This is a genomic window from Streptomyces taklimakanensis, assembly GCF_009709575.1.
GTDB classification, from domain to species: domain Bacteria; phylum Actinomycetota; class Actinomycetes; order Streptomycetales; family Streptomycetaceae; genus Streptomyces; species Streptomyces taklimakanensis.
The window spans coordinates 3598995-3615313 of sequence record NZ_WIXO01000001.1 but is presented as its reverse complement, the minus strand read 5'-3'; the positions used below and the strand labels follow the sequence as shown (position 1 = coordinate 3615313).

Here is a 16319-nt window from a genome sequence, read left to right as displayed (position 1 = left end):
AGACGAGAAGGGGCCGGGGGCCGGTGGTGCGCACCACCGGCCCCCGGCCCCTTCCGCGTGTTCTCCGGGACGTCTTCCGAACACCGCCGTCAGCGCGAGACGGTGACCTCCACCCGCTGGAACTCCTTGAGCTCCGAGTAACCGGTGGTGGCCATGGCGCGGCGCAGGGCGCCGAAGAAGTTCATGTGGCCCTCGGGGCTGTGCGAGGGGCCCAGCAGGACCTCCTCGGTGGTGCCGACCGTGCCCAGGTGGACGCGCTTGCCGCGCGGCACGTCCTCGTGGACGGCCTCCATGCCCCAGTGGTGGCCCCGGCCGGGCGAGTCGGTGGCGCGGGCCAGCGGGGAGCCCATCATCACCGCGTCCGCGCCGCAGGCGATCGCCTTGGGCAGGTCACCGGACCAGCCCACGCCGCCGTCGGCGATGACGTGGACGTACCGGCCGCCGGACTCGTCCAGGTAGTCGCGGCGGGCCGCGGCCACGTCGGCCACCGCGGTGGCCATCGGCACCTGGATGCCCAGCACGTTGCGGGTGGTGTGGGCGGCGCCGCCGCCGAAGCCGACGAGCACGCCCGCGGCGCCGGTGCGCATCAGGTGCAGCGCGGCGGTGTAGGTGGCGCAGCCGCCGACGATGACGGGGACGTCCAGCTCGTAGATGAACTGCTTGAGGTTGAGCGGCTCCGCGGCCGAGGAGACGTGCTCGGCGGAGACCGTCGTACCGCGGATGACGAAGAGGTCGACCCCCGCGTCCACGACCGCCTTGGAGAACTGCACGGTGCGCTGCGGTGACAGCGCGGCGGCCGTCACCACGCCCGAGTCGCGGACCTCCTTGATCCGCTGCCCGATCAACTCCTCCTTGATCGGCTCGGTGTAGATCTCCTGGAGTCGGCGGGTCGCGTCCGCCTCGTCCATCTCCCTGATCTCTTCCAGGAGCGGCTCGGGGTCCTCGTAGCGCGTCCACAGGCCTTCGAGGTTGAGCACCCCCAGGCCGCCCATCTCCCCTATGCGGATCGCGGTGCTCGGCGAGACGACCGAGTCCATCGGCGCCGCCAGGAACGGCAGCTCGAAGCGGTAGGCGTCGATCTGCCAGGCGATCGAGACCTCCTTCGGGTCCCGCGTGCGGCGGCTGGGCACCACGGCGATGTCGTCGAAGGCGTACGCGCGCCTTCCGCGCTTGCCGCGGCCGATCTCGATCTCAGTCACGTGCTGTGCCCTTCCTACGGTCTACGTCCCCAGTATCCCCGAGTGGGGCCACGGGGCCGCACACCGGGGCGCCCCGGGGGGACGTCGTCCACACCCCGGGGCGCCCCGGCGCGGTCGCGGCTCAGCGCCGCGAGTAGTTCGGTGCCTCGGTCGTCATCTGGATGTCGTGCGGGTGGCTCTCCTTGAGCCCGGCCGCGGTGATGCGCACGAAGCGGCCCTTGGCCTTCATCTCCGGGACGGTGCGGCCGCCGACGTAGAACATCGACTGCCGCAGGCCGCCGACGAGCTGGTGCACCACGGCGCCCAGCGGGCCGCGGTAGGGCACCTGGCCCTCGACGCCCTCGGGGACGAGCTTGTCGTCGGTGGCGACCGCCTCCTGGAAGTAGCGGTCCTTGGAGTACGACCTGGCCTGGCCGCGCGTCTGCATCGCGCCCAGCGAGCCCATGCCCCGGTAGGACTTGAACTGCTTGCCGTTGATGAACAGCAGCTCGCCCGGCGACTCCTCGCAGCCCGCCAGCAGGCTGCCGAGCATCACGGTGTCGGCGCCGGCGACCAGGGCCTTGGCGATGTCGCCGCTGTACTGGAGGCCGCCGTCGCCGATGACGGGGATGTCGTGTTCCTTGGCGGCGAGGGCGGCCTCGTAGATCGCGGTGACCTGCGGGACGCCGATGCCGGCGACCACGCGGGTGGTGCAGATCGAGCCGGGGCCGACACCGACCTTGACGCCGTCGGCGCCGGCGTCGATCAGCGCCCGGGCACCGTCACGGGTGGCGACGTTGCCGCCGACCACGTCGACCGAGGAGTTGGACTTGATCTTGGCGACCATCTCGCCGACCAGCCGGGAGTGGCCGTGCGCGGTGTCCACGACGATGAAGTCGGCCCCCGCCTCGATCAGGGCCTGGGCCCGTTCGAAGGCGTCGCCGGCGACCCCGACCGCCGCGCCGACGATGAGGCGGCCCTCGGCGTCCTTGGCGGCGTTCGGGTACTTCTCGGCCTTGACGAAGTCCTTGACCGTGATCAGGCCCTTGAGCACGCCCTCGTCGTCCACCAGGGGCAGCTTCTCGATCTTGTGGCGGCGCAGCAGCTCCATCGCGTCCGCCCGGGAGATGCCGACACGGCCGGTGACCAGCGGCATCGGCGTCATGACCTCGCGGACCTCACGGGTGCGGTCCAGCTCGAAGGCCATGTCGCGGTTGGTGACGATGCCCAGCAGCTTGCCGGAGGCGTCGGTGACCGGCACGCCGCTGATCCGGAAGCGTCCGCACAGCTCGTCCGCCTCGTGGAGCGTGGCATCGGGCCGGATGGTGATCGGATCGGTGACCATGCCGGACTCCGACCGTTTGACCTGGTCGACCTGGTTGGCCTGGTCCTCGATCGACAGGTTGCGGTGGAGCACGCCGACGCCGCCCTGGCGGGCCATGGCGATCGCCATGCGGGCCTCGGTCACCTTGTCCATCGCCGCGGAGAGCAGCGGGATGTTCACCTTGACGTTGCGCGAGACGTACGAGGAGGTGTCGATGTCCTGCGGGGCCATGTCCGACTCGCCCGGCAGCAGCAGCACGTCGTCGTATGTCAGCCCGAGCGTCGCGAACTTCTCGGGCACCCCGTCCACGTTGCCGCCGTTGTCCGTCTTGACGCCTTCCATGGCACCTTCCCCAATACTCTTGCCCGGCGCGGACGTCCATGCTATCGGGCCCGGGATGCCCCCGGATCCGCGAGCGGATCGTCGCCGGATCGTTCCGCTCTGCCCCGGAGCGCCGTCTCGGCCGTGCGGTCGCCGCGCCGCGGCCGCGTCCGGTGACGCCTCGGTCACCGCTCGGTCTACTGCTCGGCGAGGGCGCGCAGTCTCGACAGGGCCCGGTGCTGGGCAACGCGTACGGCACCCGGGGACATTCCGAGCATCTGTCCCGTCTCCTCCGCGGTGAGCCCCACCGCGACGCGCAACAACACCAACTCGCGTTGGTGTTCGGGGAGGTTGGCCAGGAGTTTCCTCGCCCACTCCGCGTCGCTGCTCAGCAGGGCGCGCTCCTCGGGACCCAGGGAGTCGTCGGGCCGCTCGGGCATCTCGTCCGAGGGAACGGCCGTGCTGCCGGGCCCGCGCATGGCGGCGCGCTGGAGGTCGGCGACCTTGTGCTGGGCGATGGCCACCACGAAGGCCTCGAAGGGTTTGCCGGTGTCGCGGTAGCGCGGCAGGGCGCACAGCACCGCCAGACAGACCTCCTGGGCGAGGTCGTCCACGAAGTGTCGGGCGTCACCGGGCAGCCGGGTCAGCCGTGTGCGGCAGTAGCGCAGCGCGAGCGGGTGGACGCGGGCGAGGAGGTCGTGGGTGGCCTGCTCGTCCCCCTCGACGGCGCGCTGTACGAGGGCGCCGATCTCCCCGGGGCCGTCGGCCGCGGGGAGGATCTCGTCGTCGCGCATCGGTCCATGGTGCACCCGCCGCGGTCGTTCCGCCGCACCTCGCCCGCGGTTGTGCGTCGAAGCGTTATGGGCAGGGGCGCTCGCTGTCACGTCCTGTGCCCTCCCCTCACGCCTGGCCGTCCGGTCCCCGAGGAACTCCATACATCCAGGATGCGGCACACGGCAGATTACGACACCGGTCCGTCGTACGGAGACCCCGCCGTCCGTGGTCGGTCGGCCGGCGGGGATCCCCTCCCGGGACGCGGTGGACGGGGCGGGGAGCACCGCGGTGCTCCCGCTCCCGCTCCCACGCCCCGCGCCGCGTGCGGGTCGGGAGGACGCGCGCCGGCGGGCGGCCCGTGGAGCGACCGGCCGCCGGATCAGCGGACGAGGCCCCAGCGGAAGCCGAGCGCCACGGCGTGCGCCCGGTCGGAGGCCCCGAGCTTCTTGAACAGCCTCCGCGCATGGGTCTTCACCGTGTCCTCGGAGAGGAAGAGCTCGCGTCCGATCTCGGCGTTGGAACGCCCGTGGCTCATGCCCTCCAGGACCTGGATCTCGCGGGCGGTGAGTGTCGGCGCCGCTCCCATCTCGGCCGAGCGCAGCCGGCGCGGCGCGAGCCGCCAGGTGGGATCGGCCAGCGCCTGGGTGACCGTGGCCCGCAGCTCGGCGCGCGAGGCGTCCTTGTGCAGGTAGCCGCGGGCCCCCGCGGCCACGGCCAGCGCGACGCCGTCGAGGTCCTCGGCGACGGTCAGCATGATGATGCGGGCGCCCGGATCGGCCGAGAGCAGGCGGCGCACCGTCTCCACGCCGCCCAGGCCGGGCATCCGCACGTCCATCAGGATGAGATCGGAACGGTCGGCGCCCCAGCGGCGGAGGACTTCCTCGCCGTTGGCCGCCGTGGTCACGCGTTCCACGCCGGGCACGGTCGCCACCGCGCGGCGCAGCGCCTCTCGGGCAAGCGGGGAGTCGTCGCAGACGAGGACGGAAGTCATGATCGCCCTCCGCAGCTCATGCGCATCACCTTAGGCCTCCAGGGCTGGTACGAATCGTCACCTGTGCGGTTGACCGCTCCGGACGTGCGTCCGGTACTTGTCCGCGTCAACCGCCTCCGCACACTCAACGACGGTCACCCGAAAGAGTTACGGTCTTCGGCGCCCGCTTTCAACACCCTACGTGATCGAGCCGACACGGAGGGACTATCCGGCCCAGATCAGCGGCCGTGTCGTCATTTGCCCTGTTTGGCGGGTTTTCTTTTTATTGGTCGCGTCTGTCATGAGAATCGCGAAGATGCATATTTACATCTACTCATACCGTGGATGTACGGTCGTGACTGTTCTCGACTGGTTCACCAGCATCAGTTCGCTTCGAGAGGACAAGCCATGGCAGATTTCTCCCGTCTTCCGGGCCCCAACGCCGATCTGTGGGACTGGCAGCTGCTGGCCGCCTGTCGAGGAGTCGACAGCTCGCTGTTCTTCCACCCCGAGGGCGAACGCGGAGCGGCGCGGAGCGCGCGCGAAGCGTCCGCCAAGGAGGTGTGCATGCGTTGCCCGGTCCGTTCGGAGTGCGCCACCCACGCCCTCACCGTGCGTGAGCCGTACGGAGTATGGGGCGGGCTGACCGAGGACGAGAGGGAGGAGCTGATGGGCCGCGCACGGACCCGGCTGGTGGGCACGGCGACCGGCGCGTGACCCTCCGGTGGCCCGCGCCCGCCCGCACGCCTCCCGGTACCCGCGCCTCCCACCGGGCCGAGGCGGGCCGGATAGCGTGCCCACATGACGACTGCACTGATCACAGGAGCCACGTCCGGCATAGGCGCCGCCTTCGCCCGCAGATCGGCACGGGACGGCCGCGACGTGGTGCTGGTCGCCCGGGACGCCGAACGGCTGCGGCGGACCGCCACGGAGCTGCACGACCGGCACGGCGTCGAGGCGTCCGTGCTCGCCGCCGACCTGGCCACGGACGAGGGCATCGCGTCGGTCGAGGAGCGGCTGGGCGACCGCAGGCACCCGATCGACCTGCTGGTCAACAACGCGGGCTTCGGCCACCGGGGCCGCTACCTGGAGGTTCCCGTCGAGGACGAGCTGCGGATGCTCAAGGTGCACTGCGAGGCCGTGCTGCGGCTCACCTCGGCCGCGGCGGAGCGCATGCGGGAGCGCGGACGGGGCGGCATCGTCAACGTGGCCTCGGTGGCGGCCTTCCTGCCGCGCGGCACCTACGGCGCCTCCAAGGCGTGGGTCGTGCAGTTCACCCAGGGTGCCGCACGGGACCTGGGGAGGTCGGGGGTGCGGCTGATGGCGCTGTGCCCGGGGTTCGTGCGGACCGAGTTCCACCAACGCGCCGGCATGGCCGCCGGGAACGTGCCGGGCTGGATGTGGCTGGACGCGGACCGGGTGGTGGACGCGGCCATGGAGGACCTGGCCCGGGGCAAGTCCCTGTCGATCCCGGACCCGCGCTACAAGGCGCTGATGGGCATCGCCCGGCTGGCGCCCCGCGGCCTGGTCGGGCGCGCGTCCTCCACCACCGGACGCTTCAGCCCCAGGTGAGCTCGGCCCCGGGTGGGCGGTGTCGCGCCGGCCCGCGGCGGCGGCAGCGCGAAGGCCCGGCTCCCCTCCCGTGGTGGGAGGGGAGCCGGGCCCCGTGGCGCCGGGCGCCCCGCGGCGGGGGCGGCGGCTGTGCCGGCTGCGCGGGCGGTGTCGACCGTCCGGATCAGTGGGCGTGGCCGTGACCGTGGCCGGCGGCCTCCGGCTCCTCCTCGGCCGGCTTCTCGACGACCAGGGTCTCGGTCGTGAGCAGCAGCGAGGCGATGGAGGCGGCGTTCTCCAGCGCGGAGCGGGTGACCTTCACCGGGTCGATGACGCCGGCCTTCACCAGGTCGACGTACTCGCCGGTCGCGGCGTTGAAGCCGTGGCCCTTCTCCAGCTCGGCCACCTTGGCCGTGATGACGTAGCCCTCCAGGCCGGCGTTCTCGGCGATCCAGCGCATCGGCTCGACCACGGCGCGGCGGACGACCGCCACACCGGTGGCCTCGTCGCCCTCCTTGTCGAGGTTGCCCTCCAGCACCTTGGCGGCGTGGACCAGCGCGGAGCCACCACCGGAGACGATGCCCTCCTCGACCGCGGCGCGGGTCGCGGAGATGGCGTCCTCCAGACGGTGCTTCTTCTCCTTGAGCTCGACCTCGGTGGCCGCGCCCACGCGGATCACGCACACACCGCCGGCCAGCTTCGCGAGGCGCTCCTGGAGCTTCTCGCGGTCCCAGTCGGAGTCGGTGGTCTCGATCTCGGCCTTGATCTGCGCGACGCGACCCTGCACGTCGTCGGCCTTGCCGCCGCCGTCGACGATGGTGGTGTCGTCCTTGGTGACGGTCACGCGGCGGGCGGTGCCCAGCACCTCCAGGCCGACCTGGTCGAGCTTGAGGCCGACCTCCTCGGCCACCACGGTGGCGCCGGTCAGCGTCGCCATGTCGCCCAGCATCGCCTTGCGGCGGTCGCCGAAGCCCGGGGCCTTGACGGCCACCGCGTTGAAGGTGCCGCGGATCTTGTTGACCACCAGGGTGGAGAGGGCCTCGCCCTCGACGTCCTCGGCGATGATCAGCAGCGGCTTGGAGCTGTTGCTCTGGATGATCTTCTCCAGCAGCGGCAGCAGGTCCGCGATCGCGGAGATCTTGCCCTGGTGGATCAGGATGTAGGGGTCGTCGAGGACGGCCTCCATGCGCTCCTGGTCGGTCACCATGTAGGGCGACAGGTAGCCCTTGTCGAAGGCCATGCCCTCGGTGAAGTCCAGCTCCAGACCGAAGGTGTTGGACTCCTCGACGGTGATGACGCCGTCCTTGCCGACCTTGTCCATCGCCTCGGCGATCAGCTCGCCGACCTGCTTGTCCTGGGCGGACAGGGCGGCGACGGCGGCGATGTCGGACTTCTCGTCGATCGGGCGGGCGGTGGCCAGCAGGTCGTCGGAGACGGCCTTGACCGCGGCGTCGATGCCCTTCTTCAGGGCGGCCGGGGAGGCGCCGGCGGCGACGTTGCGCAGGCCCTCGCGGACCAGGGCCTGGGCCAGCACGGTGGCGGTGGTGGTGCCGTCACCCGCGATGTCGTTGGTCTTGGTCGCCACCTCCTTCACGAGCTGGGCGCCCAGGTTCTCGTACGGGTCCTCGACCTCGACCTCACGGGCGATGGTGACACCGTCGTTGGTGATGGTCGGGGCACCGAACTTCTTGTCGATGACGACGTTGCGGCCCTTGGGACCGATCGTCACCTTGACGGTGTCGGCGAGCTTGTTGACACCGCGCTCGAGGGCGCGACGGGCGTCCTCGTCGAACTTCAGGATCTTCGCCATGGTTGCTTGGGTCCTCTCGGGTCCTCGTCAAAGGAACCGCGCCCCGGCCCCGGACGTCTCGGACGCGGGCACCAGGGCGCGGATCACAGGCGGTCTTCGCGGTGACTTACTTCTCGATGATCGCGAGGACGTCGCGAGCGGAGAGGACGAGGTACTCCTCGTTGTTGTACTTCACCTCGGTGCCGCCGTACTTGCTGTACAGCACGATGTCGCCGACCTTGACGTCGAGCGGCAGGCGGTTGCCGTCCTCGAAGCGACCCGGACCGACGGCGAGGACGGTGCCCTCCTGGGGCTTCTCCTTCGCGGTGTCCGGGATGACCAGGCCGGAGGCCGTGGTCTGCTCGGCGTCGAGCGGCTGGACCACGATGCGGTCCTCGAGCGGCTTGATGGCAACCTTGGAGCTAGTGGCGGTCGTCACGATCCGACCTCCCCCTTCGGAGATCTCACGGGGTTTGGATGTCTGGGGTGGCGACCTGGTAGATCCGTCGTCGCGGGTGCCGGATCTGCCCGTCGCTGGGATTGGCACTCTCCATGGGGGAGTGCCAGAACCGAGACTATGCGGGCGTTAGCACTCAGTCAACCGGAGTGCCAACGCACGGCGCGTTGCGCGCCTTCGCGCCGGGACGCCGAGCCCTCTCCCGCAGAGGTCGCCCCGACCACGCTGTACCGCCGCCGGGAACCACCGCTGCGATGATGGGCCGGTGCACGCTCCGAACGACCCCGCGTCCGTACCCGACCCCGTCGCCGTCTTCCACGGTCTGCTGACCGACGAGGGGCAGGCCCTCCTGGCGGAGCTGCGGACGTACGAGCCGGGGCGGGAGTTGGCCCTCGCCACCCGACTGCGCCGCCGGCACCCGGCCGAGCTGGTCTCGGCGGCCATCGCGCAGGCCCGGTTGCGGCAGCGGGCGGTGGCGAAGTTCGGGGCCGAGGACGCCTCCCGGATGTACTTCACCCCCGACGGCGTCGAACAGGCCACCCGCGCGAGCGTGGCCGCGTACCGGGCCGGGCGCTTCGCCGCCCTCGGGGTGCGGTCCCTGGCCGACCTGTGCTGCGGCAACGGCGGCGACGCCATCGCGCTCGCCCGCGCGGGCGTCCGCGTCCTGGCCGTCGACCGCGCTCCGCTCGCCTGCGCCGTCGCCCGTGCCAACGTCGAGGCGCTGGGCCTGGCCGACCGCGTCGAGGTGCGCCGCGCGGACGTGACGGAGGTGGACACCACCGGCTTCGACGCCGTCTTCGCCGACCCGGCCCGGCGCGGCGGTCGCGGCCGGATCTTCGACCCCGAGGCGTACTCGCCGCCGCTGTCCTGGGCGGTGGAGGCCGCCCGCCGGGCCCCGCGCGCCGCGCTGAAGGTGGCTCCCGGCATTCCGCACGAGGCGGTCCCCGAGGACGCGGCGGCGGAGTGGATCTCCGACGGCGGGGACGTGAAGGAGGCCGTGCTGTGGTTCGGCGACTCCTTCCGCGGAGGGCCCCAGGCGCGCGCCACCCTGCTGCCCGGTCCCCGCACCCTGGTCGGCGCCGGCCTGCCGGACCCGCCGGTCGGCCCGGTCGGCCGCTACCTGTACGAGCCGGACGGCGCGGTGATCCGCGCCCATCTGGTCGCGGAGGTGGCCGAGGAGGTCGGCGGGCGTCTGATCGACCCGACGATCGCCTACGTCACGGCCGACGCGCCCCGCCCGACCCCGTACGCGAGCGCGTACGAGATCACCGACACCCTCCCCTTCAACGTCAAGCGGCTGCGGGCGCTGCTGCGCGAGCGCGGCGTGGGCACGCTCACCGTCAAGAAGCGCGGCTCGGCGGTCGAACCGGAGGAGCTGCGCCGCAAGATGAAGCCGTCCGGCCCGAACGCGGCCACGGTCTTCCTCACCCGCGTCGCGGGCGCGCCCTCGATGCTGCTGGGCCGGCCCCTGACGCGCTGACACCGTGCCCGGCGCCGGGAATCGGGCGGGCCGCGCGGTGGCCGCGCCGATGTCGGTGGGGCCCGGTCGTCCACGACCGGGGGCGAGGAGGGGCGGCGGGGAGGCGGGACGGGGTGCGCCCGCCCGCCCGGCCCCCTAACCGTCCGCGCGCTCGAAGCGCCAGCGGTGGACCGGCCGGTGGAGCAGCTCCCGCGGGGGGTCCGGGAGTTCGGGCAGGTCGGCGTCGTACGGGGCGTCCCACCAGGTGACGACCAGGACCCGGTCGGCGGGCGCGGTGAAGGTCTCCCGGCGCGGCGGGGCGGGGTCGAGGATCCGGGCGCGGGCCCACTCCAGCAGCTCGGCCCCCCGGCCGTCCGCCGCGCGGGCCTCCCACATCAGCGCGACGGTCATGAGGAGAGATGCTCCGCGTTCGTCTCGTGCACCTGGTCGTGCGTGTGGCCGTGCGTGTGCGAGACGCCGGGGACGTGCGGTTCGGTGACCGGCAGGGAGGAGTCGGCCGGCAGGTCCCAGTCGGAGGGGGCCCGGTCGCGGGCGACCATCTCGGCGCCCAGGGCCGCGACCATCGCGCCGTTGTCGGTGCACAGCTTGGGGCGCGGCACCCGCAGGGTGATCCCGGCGGCCTCGCAGCGCTCCTCGGCCAGGGCGCGCAGCCGCGAGTTGGCCGCGACGCCGCCCCCGATCATCAGGTGGTCCACGCCCTCGTCCTTGCAGGCGCGGATCGCCTTGCGGGTCAGCACGTCGACGACGGCCTCCTGGAAGGACGCGGCGACATCGGCGACCGGGACCTCCTCGCCCGCGCTCCGCCTGGCCTCGATCCAGCGGGCGACGGCGGTCTTCAGGCCGGAGAAGGAGAAGTCGTAGGGCGCGTCGCGCGGCCCGGTCAGGCCGCGCGGGAAGGCGATGGCGTCCGCGTCGCCCTCGCGGGCGTACCGGTCGATGACCGGGCCGCCGGGAAAGCCCAGGTTCAGAACGCGGGCGACCTTGTCGAACGCCTCGCCGGCCGCGTCGTCGATGGTGGCGCCCAGCGGGCGGACGTCGGAGGTGATGTCGGACGACAGCAGCAGCGAGGAGTGGCCGCCGGAGACCAGCAGGGCCATGGTCGGCTCCGGCAGCGCGCCGTGTTCGAGCTGGTCGACGCAGATGTGGGAGGCGAGGTGGTTGACGCCGTAGAGCGGCTTGCCCAGCGCGTAGGCGTACGCCTTGGCCGCCGAGACCCCCACCAGCAGCGCGCCGGCCAGGCCGGGCCCGGCGGTGACGGCGATCCCGTCGAGGTCGCTCGCGGCGACGCCGGCCTCCTTCAGGGCGCGCCGGATGGTGGGGATCATCGCCTCCAGGTGGGCGCGGCTGGCGACCTCGGGCACCACGCCGCCGTACCGGGCGTGCTCGTCGACGCTGGAGGCCACCGCGTCGGCGAGCAGGGTGTGCCCGCGCACGATGCCCACGCCGGTCTCGTCGCAGGAGGTCTCGATGCCGAGCACCAGGGGTTCGTCAGCCATGGATCGTCGTTCCTCGGGGTTCCGTGGGGTCGGCCGCCTCGGTCGGGTCGGCCGTGTCGGGGTCCGGGTCCGCCGGGCGGCGCATCACGAGGGCGTCCACGTCGCCCGGCTGGTAGTAGCCGCGGCGCAGACCGACCGGCTCGAAGCCGAAGCGCTCGTAGAGCCGCTGGGCGCGGGCGTTGTCCACCCGGACCTCCAGCAGGACCTCCCGGCACTCGAAGTCGCCAGCGGCGTTCAGGAGGGCGGTGAGCAGCCGGGCGCCCAACCCGGTGCCCCAGTGGTCGCGGGCGGCGGCGATGGTCTGGATGTCCCCGGTGTCGCCGGCCACCGCCAGCCCGCCGTAGCCGACCACGCGGCCGTCGGGGGTCTCGGCGACGACGTAGCGGCGGGTGGCGTTCGGGCCCCGGGCGTGGGCGAGTTCGGACCAGAACAGGGGGGCCGTCCAGGCGTCGTGGGGGAACAGTTCGCGCTCCAGCTCCAGCACCGGCGCGATGTCCCACCAGCGCATCTCGCGGAGGACCGGCTCGTCCGGGACGCCCCGGTCCACGCCCCGGCCCGCGGGATCCGCCGGGTTCGCCGTGCCGGTCACCGGGGGGTGACCACCTTGTAGTTCGCGGGCACCCTGGCGTCCGGCCGCCGCAGGTACAGCGGCAGCGGCGGCAGGAAGCCCCGCTGCTCACCCGTCCCGGCGCCCGCCGCCAACCGCTCGGCGGCCAGCGCGGCCAGCGCGGCGGCCGAGACGTGCTCGGGCAGGTCGTCGCGCACGCCGGTGAAGGTCTCCGCGTACATCCGGGCCCCCAGGCCGACGGCGGGCACCCCGGCGACCACCTCGGCGATGTCGGCCGGGCGGTCCACGGCCGGTTCGCCCAGGCGAGTGCGGGCGTCGGCGTAGCGCGCCCAGTACACCTCCTTGCGGCGGGCGTCGGTGGCGACGACGAAGGGGCCCTCCAGCCCGGCCGTCCCGGCGGCGTACGCGATGCCGTCCAGCGTGCACAGGCCGTGGACGGGGACGTCGCGGGCGGCGGCGACGGTCGTCGCCGTCATCAGGCCGACCCGCAGCCCGGTGTACGGGCCGGGGCCGACGCCGACGACGACGTCGGTCACGTCGCCGAGCGCGACGCCCGCCTCGGTCAGGACGCGGTCGACGGCCGGTAGCAACAGTTCGCCGTGGCGGCGGGCGTCCGTCTCGTCGGAGGAGGCGAGGACGCGCTCGCCGTCGTGGAGGGCGACGGTCACGGCGGGGGTGGCGGTATCCAGAGCGAGCAGGAGCACGCTTTTAGCCTACGGCTCGTCGGGGACCGCCCACCGCCGGCGGCCGCCCACCGCACGGCGCCGCTACGGACTGCTACCGTCGGGCTTACGATCGGACCGGTCCGAGCGACCGGCCGGGGCCGCCCTCGGCGCGGCGGCCCGGTGGTTCGGATGATGCGGATGGTCCCGGCGGGAGCGCCGGACGCGAGTACCGGAGGCGGGCGAGACGGTGGCACGGAGCAGCGCGGGGACGGTCGTGGCCGGGCTGACCGCGGCAGCACTCGCCGTCGTCGGCTTCCTGGCCTACCAGGCGGACGCCGCCCAGGACCGGCGCGCCGGCGGTGCGGACCGCAAGCCCGCCGCGTCCGCCTCCGCCTCCCCCGGCGCGGCGGAGGAGAAGGAGCGCGAGGAGCGCGCGCGGACGGTGCTGCCGCCCGACTCGGGCACCGGCGAGCGCGTCGTCTACTCCGTGGGGGCCGACCGGGTGTGGCTGGTCGGCGCGAGCGAGACGGTCACCCGCACCTACGAGGTCGTCCCCGGCGCGGTGGATCCGCGGCCGGGTGAGTACACCGTCACCTCCCGCACCGAGCGCATCACCGGTTCCGACGGGGTGCCGGTGGCCCATGTGGTGCTGTTCACGCAGGTGGACGGGGTCGTGGTGGGCTTCAGCGCGGCCGTGGACGGCTCGCTGCCCGAGGGTCCGCCGAAGGAGGGCACGGGCGGCATCCGCTCCAGGCCCGAGGACGGCGAGGCCATGTGGCGGTTCGCGACGGCCGGCACGAAGGTCGTCGTCGTTCCCTGAGCCGCCCTCCTGCCCCTCCTGCCACTCCGGTTCACCCGATTCCCCCCGGTTCCCCCGACGCTCCCTCCCGAGCCCGGCCGCACGGCCCGGTGGGCCGGGGCAGAGGCGGCGACGTTTGCCCGCCCAGCCGTTCGAACAGACGGTGAACAGACGACCAACCGGCTGACAGGGGGGCGACGATGTCGTTCGGAACGAACAGAGACTCCGGGGACGAGGGGACCGTCCAGGGGGCGGCCACCGGAGTGACGGCCCGGACGTCCCCCGTCCCCCGGGACCGGGACGAGGAGTGGCACGAGACCGAGAAGCAGCGCGCCGACCGGCGGTGGACGGAACTCCTCCAGGAGGTCCGGGTGGCCCAGATGGGCATCCAGATCCTCCTGGGCTTCCTGTTGAGCGTCGCGTTCACCGAGCGCTTCACCGAGATCGGCACGGTGGACCGCAACATCTACGTCGTCACGGTCGTGCTCGGTTCGGCGGCGACCGGGACGTTGATCGCGCCCGTCGCGCTGCACCGCTTCGTCACCGGCCACCGTATGAAGCCGCAGACCGTGGAGTGGGCCTCCCGGCTGACCATCGTCGGGCTGGTGCTGCTGCTGTGCACGGTCACCTGCGCCCTGCTGCTGATCCTGCGCGTGGTGCTGGACAACGGGATGGCCTGGTGGATCGTCGGCGCGTTGTTCCTGTGGTTCGTGGCCTGCTGGTTCCTGCTGCCCGCCTGGGCCCGCCACGTGGGCGCGAACGGCATCGGCGGCGACGGCGGGCGGTGAGGCCGCCTCGACCGTCTCAGGCCGCCTCGGCCTCCGGGCCGCGGCCGCCGTCCGGGCGTCCCTCGACGTCGGAGTCGGACTCGGAGTCGGGGGCGGGGGGTGTGGAGACCGCGTCGGCCGCCGCGCAGGAGGCGAGCAGGTCGCGCATAGGCACCGGGCCGCCTGTCGTCCGCCGGGGGCCGGATGCGTCCGAACGCGGCTCGGGGTCCGCCCCCGCGCTGCTCCCGGGCTGCCGCTCGTGGGCCTCCATCGGTCCTCCTGTGGCTCCTGGGGAAGGAGTGGTTAGGTAGACCTAACCACCCTTGTCTGCCTCCATGTGAACACGCCGGAGGCGCCGCGCGCAACATCTTGCCGACACCGTGTCGGAATGCGGTGCGCGGCGCGCCGACGGCAGGACGGTGGAGCGGGCGGCCTATCCGGGGAACGGCTCCCCGAGCCCGTCCAGGTCCTCCTCGGCCCAGCGCTCCCCGACCCCCGAGACCGTGACCGTCCGCACGTCGTGGTCGGCCGGCTCCCCGGCCTCGCCGGCCGTCGGCGCCGCCCCGCCCACGGTGCGTTCGACGACCACGTGCAGCCGGTCCTCCGACAGCTCCTCGACCCTGCCCTCGCCCCACTCCACGGCCACCACCGACTCCGGCAGCGACACGTCCAGGTCCAGGTCCTCCATCTCCTCCAGCCCACCGCCGAGCCGGTAGGCGTCCACGTGCACCAGTGCGGGACCGTCGCCGAGCGGGGGGTGCACCCGGGCGATGACGAAGGTCGGCGAGGTGACCGCACCGCGCACGCCCAGTCCCTCGCCGAGCCCGCGGGCCAGGGTGGTCTTGCCCGCGCCCAGTTCCCCGGTGAGCAGCACGAGGTCGCCGGGGCGCAGCAGCCGGGCCAGCCGTCGGCCCAGCTCCCGCATGCGGTCAGGGGTGTCGACGACGATCCGTACGGTGCTACCGGGGCGCTCGGGGCGGCTTCCCGGAACCGTCGGGGCCGTCGTCCCCGCTGTGGGGTGGTGCGGTGTCTCCATGGTTCCGGATGGTACGCGTCAGCAGCTCGGCCAGCCGGTCGCCGACCAGGTCGGGGCGTTCCAGCATCACCAGGTGCCCGGCGCCCTCCACGACCACCAGGTCCGCGTGGGGCAGCGCCTCGGACATCGCCTCGCTGTGCTCGCGCGGGGTGAGGAGGTCCCGGTCGCCGGTGAGGATCAGGGCGGGCCGTTCGGTGGCGAAGGCGGCCAGCGCGGCGGTCTTCTCGTGCTCGGCGAAGGCCGGGTAGAAGTCCGCGACCACGTCGACCGGGACCGACTCGATCAGCCGCTCCGCGAAGCGCGCCACACCGGGGTCGACGTCCCGGCCGCCGAACGAGTACCGCCTGACCAGGCCGGCGAAGAGGTCGGCGGTGGCCCGCCGACCACGCTCGACCAGCTCCGCCCGCGCGGCCAGCGTCCGCAGCAGGCCCGGCGCCATCCGCCGCAGCGCCCGTGCCCCGGCGGCGGGCAGGCCGTAGGTGACCTCCGCCAGGCCGCCCGCCGAGGTCCCCAGCAGGGCGACGGCGGCGACGCGCTCCGCGACGTACTCGGGGTGGTGGTGGGCGAGGGCCATCATCGTCATCCCGCCCATGGAGTGTCCGACGAGGACGACCGGTCCCTCGGGGACGGCGGCGTCGAGCACCGCCTTCAGGTCGCGGCCGAGCCGGTCCACGGTCACCGCCGTCCCGGCCGGGCCGCGCCCGGAGCGACCGTGGCCGCGCTGGTCCCAGTAGACGGCGCGCAGGGCGGGTGTGGGGGGCGCGGTGTGCGCGGTGCCGCGCAGGGCGGCGCGCTGGAAGTGCCAGACGTCCTGGGTCAGGCAGTAGCCGTGGCTGAAGACGACCGTGGGCGCGCCCCGGGGCGTCTCCTCCGGCTCCCCCGGCTCCCCCTCCTCGCCTACCGGCTCATCGACCTCGTAGTACAGCTCGACGCCGTCGTCGGTCACGGTCCGACCCGGGGTGCCGCGCAACGAGCCGTAGGGGGCCGCGGCGTCCAGGGCCAGCCGTGCCCGGCGGCGTATGGCGCGGTGGACGGTGAGCCGTTCGACGGCCACCCCGGCGGCCGCTCCCGCCGCGGCCATGCCCAGCACCGCGCCGGCCAGTCCCGCGCGGCGCGCCCATCCCCCGCCCGTCTGTGTCATGGG

The 16319-nt window shown here is 73.3% G+C and carries 18 protein-coding genes; 5 read left to right on the top strand and 13 right to left on the bottom strand.

All coding sequences use genetic code 11. From position 1 onward, the window contains the following. Window positions 1–89 precede the first annotated feature (89 nt). The 4 genes from F0L17_RS16175 to F0L17_RS16160 all read right to left on the bottom strand — a co-directional run bounded on the left by F0L17_RS16175 (window position 90) and on the right by F0L17_RS16160 (window position 4588). A complete protein-coding gene (locus tag F0L17_RS16175; protein ID WP_162466272.1) occupies window positions 90–1199 on the bottom strand; it encodes a GuaB3 family IMP dehydrogenase-related protein in 1110 nt (369 codons plus the stop codon). A gap of 121 nt (window positions 1200–1320) precedes the next feature. Beyond that, a complete protein-coding gene (guaB, locus tag F0L17_RS16170; RefSeq protein WP_155071630.1) occupies window positions 1321–2844 on the bottom strand; it encodes an IMP dehydrogenase in 1524 nt (507 codons plus the stop codon). A 176-nt stretch (window positions 2845–3020) separates the two neighbouring features. Then, the gene (locus F0L17_RS16165) at window positions 3021–3617 is read right to left on the bottom strand and encodes a sigma-70 family RNA polymerase sigma factor (RefSeq protein WP_274389096.1); all 597 of its coding nucleotides are present in this window, start codon (window positions 3615–3617) and stop codon (window positions 3021–3023) included. 359 nt (window positions 3618–3976) lie between these two features. After that, complete coding sequence (locus F0L17_RS16160; protein WP_003948568.1) at window positions 3977–4588, bottom strand: response regulator transcription factor; 612 nt, start codon at window positions 4586–4588, stop codon at window positions 3977–3979. Window positions 4589–4975: 387 nt separating this feature from the next. On the opposite strand from F0L17_RS16160, the gene F0L17_RS16155 reads away from it, so the two are divergent. Together F0L17_RS16155 and F0L17_RS16150 are read left to right on the top strand one after the other, a co-directional pair. After that, on the top strand, window positions 4976–5284 hold the full coding sequence (locus tag F0L17_RS16155) for a WhiB family transcriptional regulator (RefSeq protein WP_155071628.1): 309 nt from the start codon (window positions 4976–4978) through the stop codon (window positions 5282–5284). 84 nt (window positions 5285–5368) lie between these two features. Continuing rightward, entirely contained in the window at window positions 5369–6139 is a 771-nt protein-coding gene (locus tag F0L17_RS16150; protein WP_155071627.1) for an SDR family NAD(P)-dependent oxidoreductase, read from the top strand. A gap of 163 nt (window positions 6140–6302) precedes the next feature. Here the strand turns inward: F0L17_RS16150 and groL are convergent, their stop codons facing one another. Both groL and groES read right to left on the bottom strand, forming a co-directional pair. After that, window positions 6303–7928: a chaperonin GroEL gene (gene groL, locus F0L17_RS16145; RefSeq protein ID WP_155071626.1), complete on the bottom strand. Its 1626-nt coding sequence runs from the start codon at window positions 7926–7928 to the stop codon at window positions 6303–6305. Window positions 7929–8034: 106 nt separating this feature from the next. Continuing rightward, complete coding sequence (gene groES, locus F0L17_RS16140; RefSeq protein ID WP_093660681.1) at window positions 8035–8346, bottom strand: co-chaperone GroES; 312 nt, start codon at window positions 8344–8346, stop codon at window positions 8035–8037. A 283-nt stretch (window positions 8347–8629) separates the two neighbouring features. Between groES and F0L17_RS16135 the strand changes: the two genes are divergently transcribed. Beyond that, complete coding sequence (locus F0L17_RS16135) at window positions 8630–9844, top strand: THUMP-like domain-containing protein (protein WP_162466271.1); 1215 nt, start codon at window positions 8630–8632, stop codon at window positions 9842–9844. Window positions 9845–9979: 135 nt separating this feature from the next. Here F0L17_RS16135 and F0L17_RS16130 read toward each other — a convergent pair whose 3' ends face one another. From F0L17_RS16130 to tsaB, 4 genes are all read right to left on the bottom strand, one after another. Next, complete coding sequence (locus tag F0L17_RS16130; RefSeq protein ID WP_155071625.1) at window positions 9980–10234, bottom strand: hypothetical protein; 255 nt, start codon at window positions 10232–10234, stop codon at window positions 9980–9982. Beyond that, a complete protein-coding gene (gene tsaD / locus F0L17_RS16125) occupies window positions 10231–11340 on the bottom strand; it encodes a tRNA (adenosine(37)-N6)-threonylcarbamoyltransferase complex transferase subunit TsaD (protein ID WP_155071624.1) in 1110 nt (369 codons plus the stop codon). Before tsaD ends, F0L17_RS16130 begins: the two co-directional genes overlap by 4 nt. Continuing rightward, window positions 11333–11848 (bottom strand): ribosomal protein S18-alanine N-acetyltransferase, encoded by a 516-nt coding sequence (rimI, locus tag F0L17_RS16120; protein ID WP_155073712.1) that lies wholly within the window; start codon window positions 11846–11848, stop codon window positions 11333–11335. The genes tsaD and rimI overlap by 8 nt, the downstream gene beginning before the upstream one ends. 77 nt (window positions 11849–11925) lie before the next feature. After that, window positions 11926–12612 carry a tRNA (adenosine(37)-N6)-threonylcarbamoyltransferase complex dimerization subunit type 1 TsaB gene (tsaB, locus tag F0L17_RS16115; RefSeq protein WP_162466270.1) on the bottom strand — a complete coding sequence of 229 codons (687 nt, stop codon included), beginning with the start codon at window positions 12610–12612 and terminating at the stop codon, window positions 11926–11928. A gap of 208 nt (window positions 12613–12820) precedes the next feature. Here tsaB and F0L17_RS16110 point away from each other — a divergent pair, with 208 nt between their 5' ends. After that, window positions 12821–13393, top strand: a complete 573-nt coding sequence (locus tag F0L17_RS16110; protein ID WP_338018103.1) for a hypothetical protein — start codon at window positions 12821–12823, stop codon at window positions 13391–13393. A 179-nt stretch (window positions 13394–13572) separates the two neighbouring features. Further along, window positions 13573–14160, top strand: coding sequence for a DUF6328 family protein (locus F0L17_RS16105; RefSeq protein WP_238419391.1), 588 nt, complete (start codon window positions 13573–13575; stop codon window positions 14158–14160). Window positions 14161–14176: 16 nt separating this feature from the next. On the opposite strand, the gene F0L17_RS16100 is transcribed toward F0L17_RS16105, so the two are convergent. The 3 genes from F0L17_RS16100 to F0L17_RS16090 all read right to left on the bottom strand — a co-directional run bounded on the left by F0L17_RS16100 (window position 14177) and on the right by F0L17_RS16090 (window position 16316). Then, window positions 14177–14314 (bottom strand): hypothetical protein, encoded by a 138-nt coding sequence (locus F0L17_RS16100; RefSeq protein WP_155071623.1) that lies wholly within the window; start codon window positions 14312–14314, stop codon window positions 14177–14179. A gap of 258 nt (window positions 14315–14572) precedes the next feature. Further along, entirely contained in the window at window positions 14573–15175 is a 603-nt protein-coding gene (gene tsaE, locus F0L17_RS16095) for a tRNA (adenosine(37)-N6)-threonylcarbamoyltransferase complex ATPase subunit type 1 TsaE (RefSeq protein ID WP_155071622.1), read from the bottom strand. Continuing rightward, window positions 15099–16316, bottom strand: a complete 1218-nt coding sequence (locus tag F0L17_RS16090) for an alpha/beta fold hydrolase (RefSeq protein ID WP_155071621.1) — start codon at window positions 16314–16316, stop codon at window positions 15099–15101. The genes tsaE and F0L17_RS16090 overlap by 77 nt, the downstream gene beginning before the upstream one ends. Window positions 16317–16319: the final 3 nt, after the last annotated feature.

What these genes read in the sequence shown, in the direction of transcription:
- guaB (WP_155071630.1), bottom strand. Translation starts at nt 2,844, where the DNA reads ATGGAAGGCGTCAAGACGGACAACGGCGGCAACGTGGACGGGGTGCCC.
- F0L17_RS16165 (WP_274389096.1), bottom strand. Translation starts at nt 3,617, where the DNA reads ATGCGCGACGACGAGATCCTCCCCGCGGCCGACGGCCCCGGGGAGATC.
- F0L17_RS16160 (WP_003948568.1), bottom strand. Translation starts at nt 4,588, where the DNA reads ATGACTTCCGTCCTCGTCTGCGACGACTCCCCGCTTGCCCGAGAGGCG.
- F0L17_RS16155 (WP_155071628.1), top strand. Translation starts at nt 4,976, where the DNA reads ATGGCAGATTTCTCCCGTCTTCCGGGCCCCAACGCCGATCTGTGGGAC.
- F0L17_RS16150 (WP_155071627.1), top strand. Translation starts at nt 5,369, where the DNA reads ATGACGACTGCACTGATCACAGGAGCCACGTCCGGCATAGGCGCCGCC.
- groL (WP_155071626.1), bottom strand. Translation starts at nt 7,928, where the DNA reads ATGGCGAAGATCCTGAAGTTCGACGAGGACGCCCGTCGCGCCCTCGAG.
- F0L17_RS16130 (WP_155071625.1), bottom strand. Translation starts at nt 10,234, where the DNA reads ATGACCGTCGCGCTGATGTGGGAGGCCCGCGCGGCGGACGGCCGGGGG.
- tsaD (WP_155071624.1), bottom strand. Translation starts at nt 11,340, where the DNA reads ATGGCTGACGAACCCCTGGTGCTCGGCATCGAGACCTCCTGCGACGAG.
- rimI (WP_155073712.1), bottom strand. Translation starts at nt 11,848, where the DNA reads ATGCGCTGGTGGGACATCGCGCCGGTGCTGGAGCTGGAGCGCGAACTG.
- F0L17_RS16105 (WP_238419391.1), top strand. Translation starts at nt 13,573, where the DNA reads ATGTCGTTCGGAACGAACAGAGACTCCGGGGACGAGGGGACCGTCCAG.
- tsaE (WP_155071622.1), bottom strand. Translation starts at nt 15,175, where the DNA reads ATGGAGACACCGCACCACCCCACAGCGGGGACGACGGCCCCGACGGTT.
- F0L17_RS16090 (WP_155071621.1), bottom strand. Translation starts at nt 16,316, where the DNA reads ATGACACAGACGGGCGGGGGATGGGCGCGCCGCGCGGGACTGGCCGGC.